Genomic DNA, 16,764 nt, shown 5'->3' on the forward strand with positions numbered 1-16,764 from the left:
GGACGCCGCCGAGTGGTGGTGCGCGTCACTGTTCCCCTCCGGCCGCCTTCCAGTGCTTGGCCAGCAACGCGGCCTGCTCCTCGGCGTCGCCGAAGATCTTCCTCACGTCCTGGCCGTTCTGGCCCAGCTGGGTGATCAGGAGGTCCAGCATCTTCAGGGTGTCGGTGAGCGGCGGCATGCCCACCCCGATCTGCTCCAGGTACTGCTTCGACGACTCGTCCTCGCCGTCACCGCCGCCGCGGGTGTTGAGGTCGTTGACGGCGTCGAGGTTGGCGTGCCCCCCGGCCAGGGCAGTGCCGAGGCCCTCGTACTGGGCGAACCCCGTCCAGGTGGCGTCGCCGGCCTTCAGCTCGTTGCCGTCAGCCATCGTTCCCGCCTCCCCGGGGCGCGGGCGCCCCGCCAAGGTTCTTCGTCATCTCCCGGATCGGGGCGAGGAGTTCCTCGACGGGCGAGCCGGCCAGCATCGACCGGCGCATCTCGGCGCCCCTGCCGCGCAGCGGCTCGAACGCCTCGCGCGCGGCCTCGGCGCTCTCGGTCTGCGCCCTGCCGATCAGCTCCACCAGCACCTTGCCGAGGCGCGCCGGGTCCATCCGGCGGTAGTCCTCGTTGTGGAACCTGATCTCGCGGACATCGCCCTGGGCGCCGACGGTGACGCTGAGGGCACGGTCCTTGGAACGCACGGTGGACGTGCGGGCGGCCAGCTCGCGCTGGACGGACGCGAGCTTCTCGGTGTGCTCGCGGACCTGCTGCTGCATCTCGTCGAACTGTTCCTGGAGCGTCGAGCCGAGGATCGACTCGAACTGCTCGCGCGCGGAACGGGGGCGCGGCGCGGAGCCGCCGCCCCGGACGCCGCTGTCGTTCTGCTCCGCCATCAGCCGATCACTCCCGTCGAGGTGCACTCCTGGGTGCCCCACGTCTCCTCGTCCTCGTCCAGGTAGCTCTTCCGCTCCCGGTGCTGCTCCTGCCCCGCCGGGGCCCCGCCGCCCGCGCCGGGCGGCGGCATCATCGGCGGAGAGGACGAGGTGCGCAGCCCGCTGCCGGTCCCCTCGGTGACCCTGACGCCGGGCTCGGCCGATGCGGTCCTGACCCGGCCGGCCGGTGGTTCGACGCCGACGGGGCCCTTGCCGTTCTTGCCGAACGCGTACTCGGAGTGCGTCCCGTCGGGGTTGCGGACCTTGAACACGCCCTTGTTCTGCTGCGTTCCGCCCTCGCCGTTGCCACGGGTGCCGGGGAGCTCGCCGGACAGCCGGGAGGTCTCACGGAGACGTGCCAGTGTCTTCTCGTTGTCGCGCCGCTGCTGCTCGGCGCGCCGCTGTGCCTCTTCCTGCTGCTTGAGCCGTTCCTGGTACGCCTTCTGCTGGGCCTCGGCCTCGCGGCGCAGCGCCTCCTGCTGCTTCTGTTGTTGCTGCTGTTGTTGCTGCTGTTGCTGGAAGGCGCCGGGCGGGGCCTTGTAGACCGAGCCGTCGGGGTTCTTGAGCGTCTTGCCGTCCGGCCCGGTGACGGTGCCGTTCTTGTTGACCGTGGAGCCGGGCGGGACGTGCGACAGGCCGCCGCCGGGACCGAACACCCCCGGACCGGTGGCGTCCTCGTCGGTGCCGGTGCCGGTGCTGATGTTCCCGAGGCCGGTGTTTGCGGTGTTCGTGCTCCCGCCGCCGGTGATGCCCTTGTTGTCGAAGACTCCCGGGCCTTCGGTGTTCAGGTTCTTCAGCTGGTTCTCCAGCGCCGTGCCGGTGCCCTCGCCTCCGGAGCCGTTCTGCTCGAAGGTCCCGCCACCACCGCTGAACTTCCCCTCGCTGTCGCCACCCGGGAGCTGGATCCCGTCGCCGATCCCGTCGGTGCCGAGGGCCTTGTTCGTCGGGTCGCCCGGGCCGCCCTGGGGGTTCTTCAGCCCGTTGAGCAGTGTGGCGATGGCGTCGGCCGTCGGGTTCTTGCCGTCGGCCAGGTCCGGGCCGCCCTGGCCCGTGCCGACGGGGGCGTCCCAGGCCGGCTTGTAGATGGGGCGGATGGCCGTGGTGGCCTTGGAGTAGGCCGCGTTGATCCGGTCGGCGGCGGTGGCGGCGGGCCCGTCGAGGCTGGCGCCGACCTGGTCGAGCCAACGCAGCTTGGCCTTCGCCTCGAAAGCCTCCCAGAACCCCGGCTTGTTCGGGTCGCCGAGCGTCTTCGTCGTCAGCCAGCCGTCGTTGAACGTGTAGGCGCCCTCGGCGAACTCCTCGTGGAACAGGTCGCTCAGGATCTGGGCGGGCCAGGCGTTGCCTTCCGTGCCGTACGCGAAGAACACGTGGTACAGGTGCTGCAACTGCGCGGTCACCGCGGTCCGGGCGTCGTCGATCTCCTTGGAGAAGTCACTCGGGTTGATCATCTGCGTGTGCAGACCGGCGAACTGGTTCGCGACGCCGATGAGCATGCTGCGGAACTGTCCTGCCGCGGTGCCCTGCATCTCGGACTCGGGAACGTCGATCCCCTCGGCCCAGCCCTTGAGGGTCTGGTAGCAGCTGTCCAGGAACTGCTGCACCCCTTTGACCGTGTTGCTGGCGTCGTCGAAGCTGTGCAGGGCGAAGACGGTGTTGCCGGACTCGGACAGCGCCTGGGCCAGGAGGTTCCTGGCCCCGAAGTGCCATTGGTGGAGCGGCTTGTCCTGGGGCAGTGGGTCCTTCAGGTCGGGACTGATGTTGAACCCGACCTGGTAGTTGTAGATGATCTGCCCGGGTTCGTACCACTTCTTGTACCAGCCGAACTCGAATCCACCCGGCGCACCGGCGCCCACGATGTCCCTCTCGACCTTGTGAGGGTTCACATGGGAGTCGGCCACCCACTTCTGCTCGACGACCTTCATCCGGCTGACCGGAATGCCCTCCTGGTCGGAGAAGAGGCTGAGGGCCGCCTCCCAGTCCGCGCTCGCCATCCTGTCCTTCCCTCTCCTGGCCCTGCCCAGCCGCCGTGTCGCCGTATCGCCCAGTGATCAGTTGCCGAGGGTCGGCGATTGCCCGGTGGTCGGCTGCGTGTTGCCGCCGCCGAACATGGCCAGCGGGCCCATGAGATCGTCCATCATCGACTGCAGGGCGATCTCGTTGGCGTCCTGCTCGCCCTGCTGGGTGATGTGATCGACGCTGATCAGGTTGTCGGAGAGCCTCAGCATCCCGCCCTTCAGCTCCTCCAGGAGCTTCACCATGTCCGTGGCGAAGTTCCTGAAGTCTTCCTGCAGGGCCTTCGCCGAGGTGATCGACGAGGACGTGTTGCCCGCGAGCAGATTGTCGTACTCACCGGCGCCGCTCTGACCGCCGTAGCCGCGCAGCTTGTTGACGTTCGGGTTGCTGTCGAGCTTCCCGAGGAACTGGGTGTTGATCTCGTCCCGTGCGAAGCCCTGCAGGTACTCCGACGAGATCTTGTAGGTGGCGGTGCCGCCGTCCTCAGCCACGACTCACCCCCGTTCAGCTCGCCATGACCTTGGCACCCTGACCATCGTGCTCGTGATGGGTGCTGCCCATGTTGTTCAAGGTCTGGTGGCCCTGGTTGAACGCCTCGTCCATCCTGCTGATCGCGGCGTTGAGCTGCGTCTGGACCTCGACCCAGGTGTTGGCGCTCTCACCCTTGGCGTTCGCGGCGAGGTCCTGCACGCCCACGATCAGCTCCTCCAGCGCGTTGCGCATGTTCGCCGTGAGCTGCTGCATGTCGTTGGTGGCATCGGCGAGGCCATTCCAGTTGATCTTGATGTTGCCGGACACTGCGTGCCCCTCTCCCGTACGACGGATGTGGCCGGATCAGCTGCGGTCCAGGGACCTGGTCAGTTTCGGTTGAGGACGTCGAGGATGCCGTCCGAGACCGCGGTGTCGTCGAACCCGCTCTTGGCGTGCTGGAGAGCGGCTTCCTCACCGGCGTCGAGCACCTGCTGCTGCTGGTTCAGCTTGTTCCAGACGTCGTCGACGGAGTGCATCGCCTCGGTGTAACCCTGCTGCCATGCCACGAACTTCTGCCGGAAGATCTCCGCGGAGCCGGAGTCCGTGTAGTAGTTCGCCTCGACGTTGGACCTGATGCCCTCGGCCACCCCGCCGGCCTGCTTCATGAACCCGTAGTGCGTGTCCAGCGCGGTGACTGCCTTCCGCGCCGCTTCCGCGTCCTTGACGAGCTCGGACACCACTGCCTCCCTCTGAGTCGGAACCCGGTGTGTACGGGGGGAGGCATGACTCAACCGTCACAGAGCTCACCCCAACACCACATGTACCAGTGAGATTAACTGTTTGATGATCGCATGTCGGTAGTCGGGCAGGGGAGTTCTCCGCCCTCTGCCTCTTCTTTACTTTCCGGCGCCGCACTGTTCACCGATTCGTGTTCCTTTCGGAGGAACCCCCTCCCCGCTTCTGGCATCCGCGTCCCCTTTCGGTGTCCGCGTCCGTCTCTCCGCCCTTCGACACCGCGGACGGGTCCAGTACGGGACCGCTCGGAAGAAGGTTCAGCAGTCGGTCCGGAACGTCGACGGCCGCGCCCGCCGGATATCCGAGTTGCTTCAGCCCCGCGGTGGTGACCGGGTAGGAGACGCCCGACTCCGTGACCAGGTACAGGGAGTCGCCCGTACCGGCCGACGAACGGGCCCGGACCAGTGTGCCGGTTCCCGGGCGCACCCACGTCCGGTCCACCGGGACGCACGGTGCCGTCACCCCCGACTGGGCGGTGGGCACCGAGCCGGGCACCTCGGCGGCCGGGACCAGGGCCACCGTCGTCGTGTGCCCCTCGGCGGACGGCGTCACCCGGGCGCAGACCTGCTCCTGCGCCGGGTCCACCGTCGCCACCTCCGGCACCGAGTCGGGCAGCCCGGCCGCCAGCTGCTGCGACGCCGACGCGGGGGCCTGATGGGCCGCCAGGTCGGCGGGGCCGATGGGCCGTTCCACCACGGAACGACCGTCGTACGCCTGGTCCTGGGTGCGCGGATCGCCGTGCAGCAGGCGCCTGGCCAGCCCGGTCAGCGGGGCCAGCCCGTCCGTGCGCAGCACGTAGTGCTGGCCCCCGGCCGAGAACAGCTGCCCGACGCGTGTGGCACCGCCCGCGAGCTCCGGGCCGGGGCGGCCCCGCCCCGCGATCACCGGCGGGGCCAGCCCCGGTCCGGCGTCCAGCGCCGTCAGGAACGAGGCACTCACCGGTACGGGCGTCACGCCCGCCCAGCCCAGCGCCGCCACCGTCCCGTGCCGGGTGTCGACCCGGAACCGGCGCCCGTTCCACACCAGTTGCTGCCCCTCCCCCGGCGCCGTCACCAGCACGCCGCGGTCGGAGCCGAGCCCGTCCCCGGCTTCCGCCGGCCCCGCCACGACCACGCTGGTGAGCGGCCTCGTGCCACCCGCCGCGGCGGCCGGCCGCACTCCGGCGCACACCGCCCACGTCGCGGGGCCGGGCGCGGTCGGCAAGCCGTCCGGGGCGCCGACGATCCCGATGGGGGCACCGCGCGGCGCGTCCTCGATCGACTGCGAGACGGCCTGTTCCACCGTCATCCGGTTCCCGGCCACCAGCCGTGCGGAAGCCTCGTTGAGTACCGGGTGGAGCGTCCCGCCGACGTTCAGGTAGCGGGCGCCGGTGTCCTTGACCACGACCAGTGCGCCCGGTGTCCGCCAGGACGTCCCGCCGCCCGGTCTGATCAGCCCGTACAGCACCGTCACCACGCAGCCCAGCACCACCAGGAGCGCGCCCCACCGCAGGCCGCGCCAGGTTCGCGCGGTCGGTGTGTCCGGCGAGTCGGGGTCGTCCCTCAACAGGCCGCTGGCCAGCCTGCCCATCACGTAGAGATGCGCCTGTACCTGGTCCTTGCGCGACTGCACCACCATCAGCGCGTCACCCCCGGATTCCGCGGAGCGCGCCGAACACCCCGGCGAGCAGCACCGCGAGCGGCAGCAGCACCAGTGCGCAGAGGGTGTGCAGGATGTCGGCGAACCGGCCCCAGTAGGGAACGAGGCGCCGGCCCGGCACCGTCCACGCGGCGATCGCGGTGACCGCGGCGAGGGCTGCGACGGCGGCGGCGACCTCCAGCCGCTCCGGCAGCCCCAGGTCCGTCGCGCGCACCACGGCCGCCAGGGCGATGCCGTACGCCCCGGGGACCGCCATCGCGAGCCGGTGCCACACCGCGCCGACCACCCTGACGTGCAGCAACAACAGCGTGCTCAGCACCACGGCGAGCAGCGGGGGCGTCCAGCCGTCCCCGGCCGTGAGCAGCACCGTCTCGCAGGCGGCGGCCACCAGCCCGAGGGCGGTGTACATCCCGGTCAGGTACCGGTCGGCCAGTTCGGCGCGCTCGCGCACCTGCTGGGCGGGGAACGGCTCGATGCCCTCCTGGAGTTCACCCGCGTTGGACGGCAGCGGCGGCATCCGCATCCCGGCGAGCCGGAAGCACAGGCTGGGCACGAACCCGCCCGCGAGCACGGTCGTGACCGCCAGCCACCCCGCGACCTGCGCGATCGACATCCCGGCCAGGGCGACCGCGCCGGCCGCCACGGTGAACACCGCCACCGTGAACGCCCCCAGGAACAGCGGTGCGAAGGCGCCGACCGCGGCCAGGGCGACGATCGCCGCGCCCGCGCCCGCGGCGCCCCCGGCCAGCAGCCGCGGGCCGAGCATGTCCTCGCCGTACCCGGCGACCGGGACGAGTGCGCCCGCGACGGCCAGATAGGGCACGGCCAGCACGCCGAGCACGGCACCGGCGCCCGCGTCGCCGACCGCCCGGGAGGCGGCCAGACCGCCCGCCACCAGCAGCGACGCGAAGACGGCGGCGGCTGCGGCGCGCCAGACGGCCTCGCCCGGCAGCAGGACGGTGATCAGCCCGACGGCCAGTGCCACCACGGTGAACCCGAGGAGCAGGCGGCGGGTCAGCTCGGGCCGCCAGGTGTCGGAACGCGCGCGCAGCGACTCGCCGATGCCGTCGACGAGGTCGTCGTAGACGACCTCGGGCAGGGACTCGTGGCGGGCCCGCAGGTAGAGCGTCTCGCCGTCGCGCAGTTCCAGGGCGGCCGGTGTGCGCTCCTCGTCGAGCGGGGCCGCGCCGAGCCGCTGCAGGCTCCAGCCGCCGTGTTCCAGACCCTGTTCGTCGAGGTCGCCGCCCGCGTACTCGACGAGTACCGGCAACAGATCCGCGAGAGGGACATCGACGGGTATGCCCAGTTCGAAGGTTTTTTCCGGACTCCTGATGGTTATTCGGCAGAGCCCGGCGGTCTTGTCGCTCACGGTGCGCGATTCACTCCCGCCATTTTTTTCCGATCGGGATTCGACCCGGGATCGGCTGCACATTATCGTGAAGATCGTTGTGACTGTACGGTCGTCCGACCGCACGGCAATCGGCGCCCTGAACGCCGATATCGAATCGCCGACACATCGATCCGGGGAGCCGGTTTGAGCACCGTCACCTTTCGGCGGCCTCCGCGCCGGGTGGGCCCCGCCATGCCCGACGGCGAACTGACGCTGCAGGAGCCACCCTCCCTGCCGGAGCCCCAGGGCGCCATGGGCGGCATCGTCACCTACCTGCCGATGGCGTTGAGCTCGCTCGGCATGGTGCTCGTCTTCATCCGCCCGGGGCAGGGCAACGGCGTGTTGATGTGGGTGGCGATCGGCATGATGGGGGCCTCGGCCGTCGGCATGCTGGTCGCCCAGTTCCTTCGGGCCGCCGGGGACCGCAAGCGCGCGTTGCGCGCCGAGCGCCGGGACTACCTGAGGTACCTGACGACCAGTCGGCGCCGTGTCCGCAAGGTCGTCGAGCAGCAGCGGCGCGCCCAGGAATGGCGCCACCCGCTCCCCCAGGCCTTGTGGTCGGTCGCCCGCACCGGGCGGTTGTGGGAACGGCGCGCCACCCACGACGACTTCGGGGAGGCGCGGATCGGCACTGGTGAGCAGCAGCTCGCGCTGACCCTCTCGCCGCTTGCCACCAAGCCGGTCGAGGACCTGGAGCCGCTCTCCGCGCATGCGCTGCGCCGCTTCATCCACACCTACGCGACGGTCGGCGACCAGCCGGTCGCCATCCGGCTGCGGTCGTTCGCGCGGGTGCTCCTCACCGCGAAGGAGGAGCACCGCGAGGTCTCCCGGGCCGCGGCCCGGGCGCTGGTCGGCCAACTCGCGGTGGCGCACGCCCCGGAGGACCTGGTGATCGCCGTGGTGGCGGACGGCGAGGCGCTGCCGTCCTGGTCGTGGGTCAAGTGGCTGCCGCACGTGCAGCACCAGTCCGATGTCGACGGGGTGGGCCCGGCCCGGCTGGTGGCCGAGACGGTCTCCGAACTGGAGCCGCTGCTCGGCGGGGAGTTCGCCGGCCGGCCGCCGTTCGAACCCGGAGCGGAGCCGAGCCGTGACGAACCGTTCACCGTCGTCGTCCTGGACACCACGTCCGTACCGCCCGGAGCCCGGCTCGCCGAGTCCGGCTACCGCAACACCGTCGTCGTCGACGTCCGCGGCACCATGGACGGTGCCTGCCCCGCCCGCGGCACGCTGCGTCTGCGGGTGGGACCGGACGCGCTGGCACTGCTGTCCACCGCCCCGGACGGCAAGCCCACCGAGACGGACCTGGGCCGGCCCGACGCCCTCGGACCGCACGCGTCCCGCGCCCTCGCCACCGTCCTCGCCCCCTACCGGCTGGGCGCCGCGGCGCGGGCCGAGCGCCCGCTCCAGGAGAACATGGAGCTGACGGATCTGCTCGGCATCCGCGATCTGCACGCCGCCGATCCGGCCGGTCTGCACCGTCCGTGCAGTGCCGCTGAGCGGCTGCGGGTCCCGATCGGCATCGGTGCGGACGGCTCGCACATCGATCTCGACCTCAAGGAATCGGCACAGGGCGGCATGGGCCCGCACGGCATGCTGATCGGCGCCACCGGTTCCGGCAAGTCGGAGCTGCTGCGCACCCTGGTGCTCGCGCTGGCGCTCACCCACTCCTCCGAGACGCTGAACTTCGTCCTCACCGACTTCAAGGGCGGTGCCACCTTCCTCGGTCTGGACCGGCTTCCGCACACCTCGGCCGTCATCACCAACCTGGCCGACGAGGCCGCGCTGGTCGAGCGGATGAAGGGCGCCCTGCACGGCGAGCTGGTCCGCCGCCAGGAGGTGCTGCGCAAGGCCGGGAACTACACCTCCGTCCGCGAGTACGAGGAGGCGCGGGCGAACGGCGCCGCCCTCGACCCGCTGCCCACCCTGTTCGTCGTCGTCGACGAGTTCAGCGAACTGCTCGCCGCGCACCGCGACTTCCTCGACCTCTTCGTGATGATCGGACGGCTCGGCCGCTCGCTCTCCGTGCATTTGCTGCTGGCCTCGCAGCGCCTGGACGAGGGCCGCATCAGCCAGTTGGAGAGCCACCTGTCCTACCGGATCGCGCTGCGCACCTTCTCGGCGATGGAGAGCCGGGGCGTGCTCGGTGTCCCGGATGCCTACGAGCTGCCCCCGCAGCCGGGCAGCGGACTGCTGAAGAACGATGTCGGCACCCTCACCCGGTTCAAGGCCGCCTACGTCTCCGGCCGGTACCGGGTGGTCCGTCCCGCGATCCGGCAGGCGGTGGTCGCCGGCCAGGTGGTGCCGTTCGAGGCGGGCTGGGTGGCGCCCCGGGCGCTGCCCGACGTCACCCCGGAGACCGAACCGGACACGACGGAGGAAGAGGAGGGGAACACCTCCGGCCCCAGCCTGCTCGCCGTCGCCGTCGACAAGCTGGAGCGCTCCGGTCCGCCCGCCCACCAGGTGTGGCTGGCACCGCTGGACGAGTCCCCGACGCTCGATCTCCTGCTGCCCCTGCCCGGCATGCCCGGCGGGAAGTTCCTCACCGTCCCCGTCGGTGTGATCGACCGCCCCTTCGACCAGCGCCGTGACGAACTGGTCGCCGATCTCTCCGGCGCGGGCGGCCACGTCGGCATCGCGGGCGGCCCCCAGTCCGGCAAGTCGACCCTGGTGCGCACCCTGATCACCGCGCTCGCCCTCACTCACACCCCGCGCGACGTCCAGTTCTACTGCCTGGACTTCGGCGGTGGGACGCTCACCTCGCTCGCCGGGCTGCCGCACGTCGGCGGCGTCACCGGGCGCCTCGACCCGGAACGGATGGCCCGTACCATCGCCGAGGTCGGCCATGTCATCACGCACCGCGAACTGCTCTTCGCCGAGCGGGGCGTGGAGTCCATGGCCGACTTCCGGCGCCGTCGCGCCGAGGGCGAGTTCCCGGACGAGGCGCACGGCGACGTCTTCCTCGTCGTGGACGGCTGGAACACCATCCGGCAGGACTTCATGGACCTCGCCCCGGCCTTCAACCTGATCGCCTCGCGGGGACTCAACTTCGGGGTGCACCTGATCGTCGCCTCCGGCCGTTGGATGGAGATCTCCGCGGCCCTCCGCGACCAACTCGGCACCCGCTTCGAGCTGCGCCTGGGCGACCCCGTCGACTCGATGGTCAACATGCGGGTGGCGGCGACCGTCCCGACCGTCCCGGGCCGCGGTCTCACCGCCGACCGCATGCACTACCTCACCGCGCTGCCCCGTACGGACGGCGACCCACGCGCGGAGACCGTCGCCGACGGCGTCGCCGCGCTCGTCCGGCAGGTCGCCGCCGAGTGGGACGGCCCTCCGGCGCCTCCCGTGCGGATGCTCCCGATGAACCTCCCCGCGGACGGACTGCCCGCCGCCGACGGCGACCTGCGGGTCCCGCTCGGTCTGGAGGACCAGCGGCTCGACGTCTTCCACCACGACTTCGAGGAGCACCCGCACCTGGTGGTCGTGGGTGACGTCGAGACCGGCAAGTCCAACCTGCTCGCCCACGTCGCCGACGGCATCCGCGCCCGGTACACCCCCGACGAGGCGCGGATCGTCCTCGTCGACTACCGGCGTGGTCTCGCCGAGGCCGTCCCCGACTCCCACCTCCTGGGCTACGCCACCGGCGCCGGTCTGCTGGGGCAGATGGTCGACGGGGTGGCGCGGGCGATGAGGGAGCGGGTCCCGGGGCCCGACATCGCCCCCGCCCGGCTCAGACTGCGCGACTGGTGGAGCGGGCCCCGGCTGTTCCTCCTCGTCGACGACCACGAACTGGTCTCCACGGGGGGCCTGTCGGGCGGCGATCCGTTCGCCCCGCTCCACGAGTTCCTGGCCCAGGCCGACGAGGTCGGACTGCACATCGTCGTCGCCCGCAGCGCGAACGGCTCCGGCCGGGCGATGATGTCCGACCCGTTGCTGCGCCGCCTGGTCGAGGCCAACACGCCTGTGTTGTTGATGAGTTGCCCGCCGACGGAAGGGCAGGTGGTGGCGGGGACGAAGCCGCGTATCCTGCCTGCGGGACGGGGCCTCTACATCACCCGCCGCCGCACGGTGCAGATCCAGACGGCGCACCGGTCCTGACCACCCGGCCCCTCCCCAGCCGCACCTTCGTCCCCGGTGCTCCCCCGTCCCGTGCGACGAGTCGGCGACCACGACCGGCGGGGCCGTGCCCGGCCCGGTTCCCGCGCCACCGGGTGGGCCGGGGCCGGGCGCCCGGGTGCCAGGGGCCGGCGCGGACTCCGGCCATGACGCAGAGACGACGCAGAGACGACGCAGAAAGGAACGCCATGGCCCGCCAGACCATCGTCGCGGACCCGTACCAGGGCATCACGTCGGCCCTCGTCGCCACGCGTCCAGGAGGGGTGATCCGCCTCCGCCCCGGCCGCTACGACGAGTCCCTCGTCATCACCAAGATGGTCACGATCATCGCCGACGACCCCGACGACCCGCCAGAGATAGCCCCCCGCTCGGGCACCGCCGTCCAGGTCGTCGCCGAGGCGGTCAAGCTCTCCGGGCTGGTCCTGCGCGGCGGTGACGAGGACGCCCCCGTCGTCGACGTCCCCCGCGGCCAGGCCGCACTGGAGAACTGCCGGGTGCACGCCGGCTCCTGGACGGCGCTGCTCTCCCGCGAGCGCGGATCCCTCGCCATGCGCGACTGTGTCATCACCAACCCTGCGGGGGCCGGGTTCGTCGACCTGTCGCCCGAGTCGAGTGTCGTGGAGCACTGCGTCTTCGAGGATCTCGGCAGCTCCGGTCTGGTGCTCGGCGAGGAGTCCGCACCGGCCATCCGCGACTGCACCGTCCGCGACACCCGCGGCAACGGCCTGCTCGCCAACGGCCGTGCGGGTGGCACCGTCCAACGCCTCACGGTCGAGGGCACCCCCCAACCCGGGGTGGCCCTGGAGGAGCAGGCCGGGACCCGCCTCACCGACGTCCGAGCGGTGGGCTGCACCATCGGCTTCCACGTCTCCTCCACCGCCCGCCCCGTCCTCACCGGCTGCTGCGCCGTCGACAGCACCACCCACGGCGTGCTGCTCTCCGCCTCCACCGCGCCCGCCCTCGACAACGTGGAGGTCCGAGGTTCGGGCGGCAACGGCATCGTCGCGATCGACCGCGCCCGCGGAGTCCTCTCCGACTGCCTGGTCGAGGGCTCCGTCGCCGCCGGCATCCTGGTCCGCGGCGGCGCCGAGCCCACCGTGCAGCGCACCCTCGTCACCGGCGGCAACGCCGAGGGCGTCCTCCTCGACGCCGACAGCGCACCCCGCGTCGACCGGGTGACGGTGCACCGGACGGGGGGCCACGGCATCGTCCTCACCGGCGGGAACCGGGCCAGGCTCCGCGACGTGGAGATCGTCGAGGCCGGCGGGCACGGCCTGTACGCCCGCGACGACGCCCGCGGACGCGTCGAACGGACCACCGTCGCCGATGCCGCCGGGTGCGGGGTCCGCGTCGAGGGCGCGAGCCCCGCGTTCCAGGACGTCGCCGTCCGCGGCAGCGGCACCACCGGGTTCGCCGCCGCCGGAAGGTGCGCCCCCGAACTCGTCGACGTCCTCGTCGAGGACTCCGGCGCCGACGGCATCACGGTCACCGACGACGGCGCCGCGCTGACCGCCGTCCGGGCCCGGGTGCTGCGCAGCCGCGGCCACGGCGTGCTCGTCGGCACGGACGCCTCCGCCGAGCTGACGGAGTGCGAGTTCACCGACGGCCGGGCCGACGGCATCCGGGTCGCCACCGAGCGCCCCGTCCGGGCCGCGAGATGCACCGTCACGGGCAACGCCGGCGCCGGGGTCCGTCACACCGTCCCCGACGGCAGCCTCGCCGCCGACGACCTGACCAGCAACGACAACGGCGACCCGGATGTCCTGGGCGGGCGCGACGACGGCGCCGCCGCGCCGGAGGCCGGAACCGCGGGCGACGGACCGCTCACCGGCCCGCTCGCGCAGCTCGACGGACTCGTCGGGCTGCGCGCCGTCAAGGAGCAGGTCGCCACCCTCGTCAACCTCAACAAGCTGGCCCGGCGCCGCCGCGAGATGGGCCTGCCCGTCCCGGCCACCGCCCGGCACCTGGTCTTCGCCGGGCCGCCCGGCACCGGCAAGACCACCGTCGCCCGCCTCTACGGCTCGATCCTCGCCGCACTCGGCGTGCTGCGCTCCGGACACCTGGTGGAGGTGTCGCGCGCCGACCTCGTCGCGAAGATCGTCGGCGGCACCGCCATCAAGACCACGGAAGTCTTCGAACGGGCCCTCGGCGGTGTGCTGTTCATCGACGAGGCGTACACCCTCACCGCGGACGGCGGCAGCGGCCCCGACTTCGGCCGAGAGGCCGTCGACACCCTGCTCAAGCTGATGGAGGACCACCGCGAGGACGTCGTCGTCATCGCCGCCGGGTACTCGCGGCAGATGGGGGCATTCCTGGAGTCCAACCCCGGACTCGGGTCCCGGTTCAGCCGCACCCTGGAGTTCGAGAACTACGCGGTGGACGAGCTCGTCACCATCGTGCGGCGCCAGGGCGAGCAGAACCGGTTCACGCTCGGCGAGGACACCGAGAAGGCGCTGGCCCATCACTTCGGGCGGATGCACCGGGACGAGTCGTTCGGCAACGCGCGCACGGCCCGCAAGGTGTTCGAGGAGATGGTGGACCGCCAGGCGCTGCGCCTCGCGCAGTCTCCCGACATCACGGAGGAGGACCTGACCGTCTTCGTCCCGTCGGACGTCGGCGAGGAGGCCGCCCGCGCCGTCGCGGGCGAGCGCGGCGCGGACGGCGGACAGTCCGAACGCCTCACCCGTGTGCTCGCGGAACTGGACGGTCTGATCGGCCTGGACGGTGCCAAGGCGCAGGTCCGCGACCTCGTCAACCTGCTGTCGGCGGCCCGCCGCCGCAAGGCCGCCGGGCTGCCCGCCCCGAGCGTCGCCCACCACCTGGTCTTCACCGGGCCGCCCGGCACCGGCAAGACGTCGGTGGCCCGGCTCTACGGCGAACTCCTCGGCTCCATGGGCGTGTTGCCGCGCGGCCAGCTGGTGGAGGTGTCCCGGGCCGATCTCGTCGGCCGTTATGTCGGCCACACCGCCCAGCTCACCAAGGAGGCGTTCGCCCGTGCCCGGGGCGGCGTGCTGTTCATCGACGAGGCGTACACGCTCACGCCCGAGGGCGGTTCGGGTTCCGACTTCGGCCGGGAGGCCGTCGACACCCTGCTCAAGCTGATGGAGGACCACCGCGACGACACGGTCGTGGTGGCGGCGGGCTACGAGGGCGACATGGAGCGCTTCCTGGGTTCCAACCCGGGTCTGGCCTCCCGCTTCGGCCGTACCGTCACCTTCGTCTCCTACGACGCCGACGAACTGGTCGAGATCGTCCGCCGCCAGAGCACTCGCGACGGTTACGAGTGCCCGCCCGCCACGCTGGAGGCGCTGCGCCGGCACTTCGCCGGGGTCGACCGCGGTCCGGGTTTCGGCAACGGGCGCTACGCACGCACCGTGCTCGAACGGATGATGACCCGCCAGGCCGGGCGGCTCGCGTCCGTCCCGGACGCCGACACGGACCAGTTGCGGCTGCTGCTTCCCGAGGATGTGACGGAATGACGGACGAAGGCAGGACGACGCGGAGGCTTCGGGGCGCCGGACGGTGCGCCACCTGCTTCGAGGCCTTCAACCCGGCCTGTCCGCGGGCGAGGCTGGACGAGGAGACGCGGGAGGTCCCCCGGATCGTGAGCGCACCGGCGAAGCCCCTGCCGCCCGCGTCCCGCCCCCGGACCACGACCGGCACCGTCGGCGCCGTCGGCTCCGCTGAACGGGCTCACAGGGCTGACGGGGCCCACGGGGCTGACGGGGCTGACGGGGCTGACGGGGCTGACGGGGCTGACGGGGCTGACGGGGCTGACGGCCATGGAGCCACCACCCGCCCCCGGGTCCTCGTGCAGCCGCCCGCCGGCCCCCGCCCCGAAACCAGCGACCGACCGGCCTCCCCCTCCCGGCCCGGAACCGCTCCCCGGGCAACCGACTCGGCTCCGTCCGGGACCGCCGACCGGCCCGGGAGCGCCGCACGGCCACTCGCCGCGCCCCGGCCCGGAGCCGCCGATCCTGCCGACCGGCCGGCCGCCGCCACCCGCCCCGGGGCCTCCACCGTGGGCGCGGACCGACCCGCGCCGCTCCCCGGCGTGCGCGGGGCCGGGCGCCCCTCCGCTCCCGTCCGCGACCCGCGCCGCCCGCGCACCGACACGGCGGGCGGTGCGTCCCCGTGGCAGGAGCTCACCGCGCCTCGTGGGACTCCCGGGGCGGTGTCCCCGGCGCCGGGGCCCGGCGCGTCGGGCCGTCCGCGCACCGCCACGTCCGGCGCCGCCCCCGCCCGCACGTCGGGCTCCGGCACCGCTGCGCCCGGCAGAGCCGAGGCCCCGGCCACGGAGAAGGGAACCTCCCGATGACGTGCGCTCCCCGCCGCCCGCATCTGCCGCCCCGGACCGACGCTGACCGGCATGGTCCGCGACCCCCGCTGGGCCGGCTCCCCCGCGGTACCGCCCGTACCCTCGCCGTCCTCGCCGTCCTCACCGTGGCCGCCCCGCTCGCGGCGGCGTCCCCCGTCGCGGCCGACACCGGCCTGCCCCGGATCAACGCCGTCCCGCCCCGTAGCGGCGGATGCGTCAAGCCGTCCAAGCAGCATCCCGTCGATGTCCCGTGGCCGCAGCAGTACATCGCCCCGTCCCGCGCCTGGGACACCACCCGTGGCGCGGGCGCCGTCGTCGCCGTCGTCGACACCGGGGTGGACGCCACGCGCAGCCCCGCCCTCGCGGGCCGTGTCACCCCCGCCTCCCCCGCCTCCGGCACCGACTGCATCGGCCACGGCACGTTCGTCGCGGGCCTGATCGCCGCCGCGCCGCGCCCCGGCACGGGGTTCGCGGGTGTCGCCCCCGAGGCCAGGATCGTTGCCGTCCGTGCCACCGCGTCGGACGGCAGCGCCACCGCGAACAGCGTCGCCGCCGGGATCGAGGCGGCCGTCGCCCGCCGCGCGCGTGTCATCGCCGTACCGATCGCCCTGCCTGAGGGCAGCCCGGCGCTCACCGCGGCCGTTCGCGACGCGGGCCGCCGCGGCGCGCTGGTGATCGCCCCGGCGTACGCGGCGGGCGGCACCCTGACGGGTTCCGGGGACGCCCCCGCCCCGGCCGCCTACCCGGCCGCGCTGCCGGACGTCCTGGCCGTCGCGGCGCTCGGGCCGGGCGGCGTCCCCGACCAGAGGCTCGCCCCCCGCACCGCACCCGACCTGGCCGCGCCCGGCAATGCCGTGATGAGCATCGGGCCGGGCGGCACGGGCAGCTTCACGGGCGACGGAGCCGAGATGGCCACGGCGTTCGTCGCGGGCACCGCCGCGCTGGCCGTCGCCGCGCACCCCGACCTGACGCCTGCCCGGCTGGCCGATCGCCTCACCTCCACGGCGTATCGCATCCCGGCCGACGAGGCGCTGGTCGGCGCGGGCACCGTGGACCCCGCGGCGGCCGACACCGCCCCGGCCCCCGCCCCCGCCCCCCCGGCCCCCCCCGCC

At 72.9% G+C, this 16,764-nt stretch carries 11 protein-coding genes; 3 read left to right on the forward strand and 8 right to left on the reverse strand.

Translation table 11 applies throughout. The features are described 5' to 3' along the window. Nucleotides 1-25 precede the first annotated feature (25 nt). The 8 genes from RM812_RS18485 to eccD all read right to left on the reverse strand — a co-directional run bounded on the left by RM812_RS18485 (nucleotide 26) and on the right by eccD (nucleotide 7,197). Nucleotides 26-367, reverse strand: coding sequence for a hypothetical protein (locus tag RM812_RS18485; RefSeq protein WP_311573726.1), 342 nt, complete (start codon nucleotides 365-367; stop codon nucleotides 26-28). Continuing rightward, nucleotides 360-872, reverse strand: coding sequence for a YbaB/EbfC family nucleoid-associated protein (locus RM812_RS18490; RefSeq protein WP_311573728.1), 513 nt, complete (start codon nucleotides 870-872; stop codon nucleotides 360-362). Before RM812_RS18490 ends, RM812_RS18485 begins: the two co-directional genes overlap by 8 nt. After that, complete coding sequence (locus tag RM812_RS18495) at nucleotides 872-2,902, reverse strand: hypothetical protein (protein WP_311573730.1); 2,031 nt, start codon at nucleotides 2,900-2,902, stop codon at nucleotides 872-874. Before RM812_RS18495 ends, RM812_RS18490 begins: the two co-directional genes overlap by 1 nt. Nucleotides 2,903-2,959: 57 nt before the next feature. Then, nucleotides 2,960-3,415: a hypothetical protein gene (locus RM812_RS18500; RefSeq protein WP_311573732.1), complete on the reverse strand. Its 456-nt coding sequence runs from the start codon at nucleotides 3,413-3,415 to the stop codon at nucleotides 2,960-2,962. Between the two features lie 13 nt (nucleotides 3,416-3,428). Next, nucleotides 3,429-3,722 (reverse strand): hypothetical protein, encoded by a 294-nt coding sequence (locus RM812_RS18505; RefSeq protein ID WP_311573733.1) that lies wholly within the window; start codon nucleotides 3,720-3,722, stop codon nucleotides 3,429-3,431. A gap of 59 nt (nucleotides 3,723-3,781) precedes the next feature. Then, on the reverse strand, nucleotides 3,782-4,132 hold the full coding sequence (locus RM812_RS18510) for a hypothetical protein (protein ID WP_311573735.1): 351 nt from the start codon (nucleotides 4,130-4,132) through the stop codon (nucleotides 3,782-3,784). A 181-nt stretch (nucleotides 4,133-4,313) separates the two neighbouring features. Next, nucleotides 4,314-5,807 carry a type VII secretion protein EccB gene (gene eccB, locus RM812_RS18515; protein ID WP_311573737.1) on the reverse strand — a complete coding sequence of 498 codons (1,494 nt, stop codon included), beginning with the start codon at nucleotides 5,805-5,807 and terminating at the stop codon, nucleotides 4,314-4,316. Nucleotides 5,808-5,814: 7 nt separating this feature from the next. Further along, on the reverse strand, nucleotides 5,815-7,197 hold the full coding sequence (gene eccD, locus RM812_RS18520) for a type VII secretion integral membrane protein EccD (protein WP_311573739.1): 1,383 nt from the start codon (nucleotides 7,195-7,197) through the stop codon (nucleotides 5,815-5,817). A 165-nt stretch (nucleotides 7,198-7,362) separates the two neighbouring features. On the opposite strand from eccD, the gene eccCa reads away from it, so the two are divergent. The 3 genes from eccCa to RM812_RS18535 form a co-directional block, all read left to right on the forward strand. Next, nucleotides 7,363-11,316 carry a type VII secretion protein EccCa gene (gene eccCa, locus RM812_RS18525; RefSeq protein WP_311573740.1) on the forward strand — a complete coding sequence of 1,318 codons (3,954 nt, stop codon included), beginning with the start codon at nucleotides 7,363-7,365 and terminating at the stop codon, nucleotides 11,314-11,316. 206 nt (nucleotides 11,317-11,522) lie between these two features. After that, nucleotides 11,523-14,813, forward strand: coding sequence for a right-handed parallel beta-helix repeat-containing protein (locus tag RM812_RS18530; protein ID WP_311573742.1), 3,291 nt, complete (start codon nucleotides 11,523-11,525; stop codon nucleotides 14,811-14,813). An 835-nt stretch (nucleotides 14,814-15,648) separates the two neighbouring features. Continuing rightward, nucleotides 15,649-16,764 (forward strand): S8 family serine peptidase (locus tag RM812_RS18535; RefSeq protein WP_311573744.1); only part of this gene is annotated, 1,116 nt, incomplete at its 3' end.

This window comes from Streptomyces lancefieldiae, from assembly GCF_031845825.1.
GTDB lineage: Bacteria > Actinomycetota > Actinomycetes > Streptomycetales > Streptomycetaceae > Streptomyces > Streptomyces lancefieldiae.

Coding starts and splice junctions, on each gene's coding strand:
- RM812_RS18485 (WP_311573726.1), bottom strand. CDS start 367: ATGGCTGACGGCAACGAGCTGAAGGCCGGCGACGCCACCTGGACGGGG.
- RM812_RS18490 (WP_311573728.1), bottom strand. CDS start 872: ATGGCGGAGCAGAACGACAGCGGCGTCCGGGGCGGCGGCTCCGCGCCG.
- RM812_RS18495 (WP_311573730.1), bottom strand. CDS start 2,902: ATGGCGAGCGCGGACTGGGAGGCGGCCCTCAGCCTCTTCTCCGACCAG.
- eccB (WP_311573737.1), bottom strand. CDS start 5,807: ATGGTGGTGCAGTCGCGCAAGGACCAGGTACAGGCGCATCTCTACGTG.
- RM812_RS18530 (WP_311573742.1), top strand. CDS start 11,523: ATGGCCCGCCAGACCATCGTCGCGGACCCGTACCAGGGCATCACGTCG.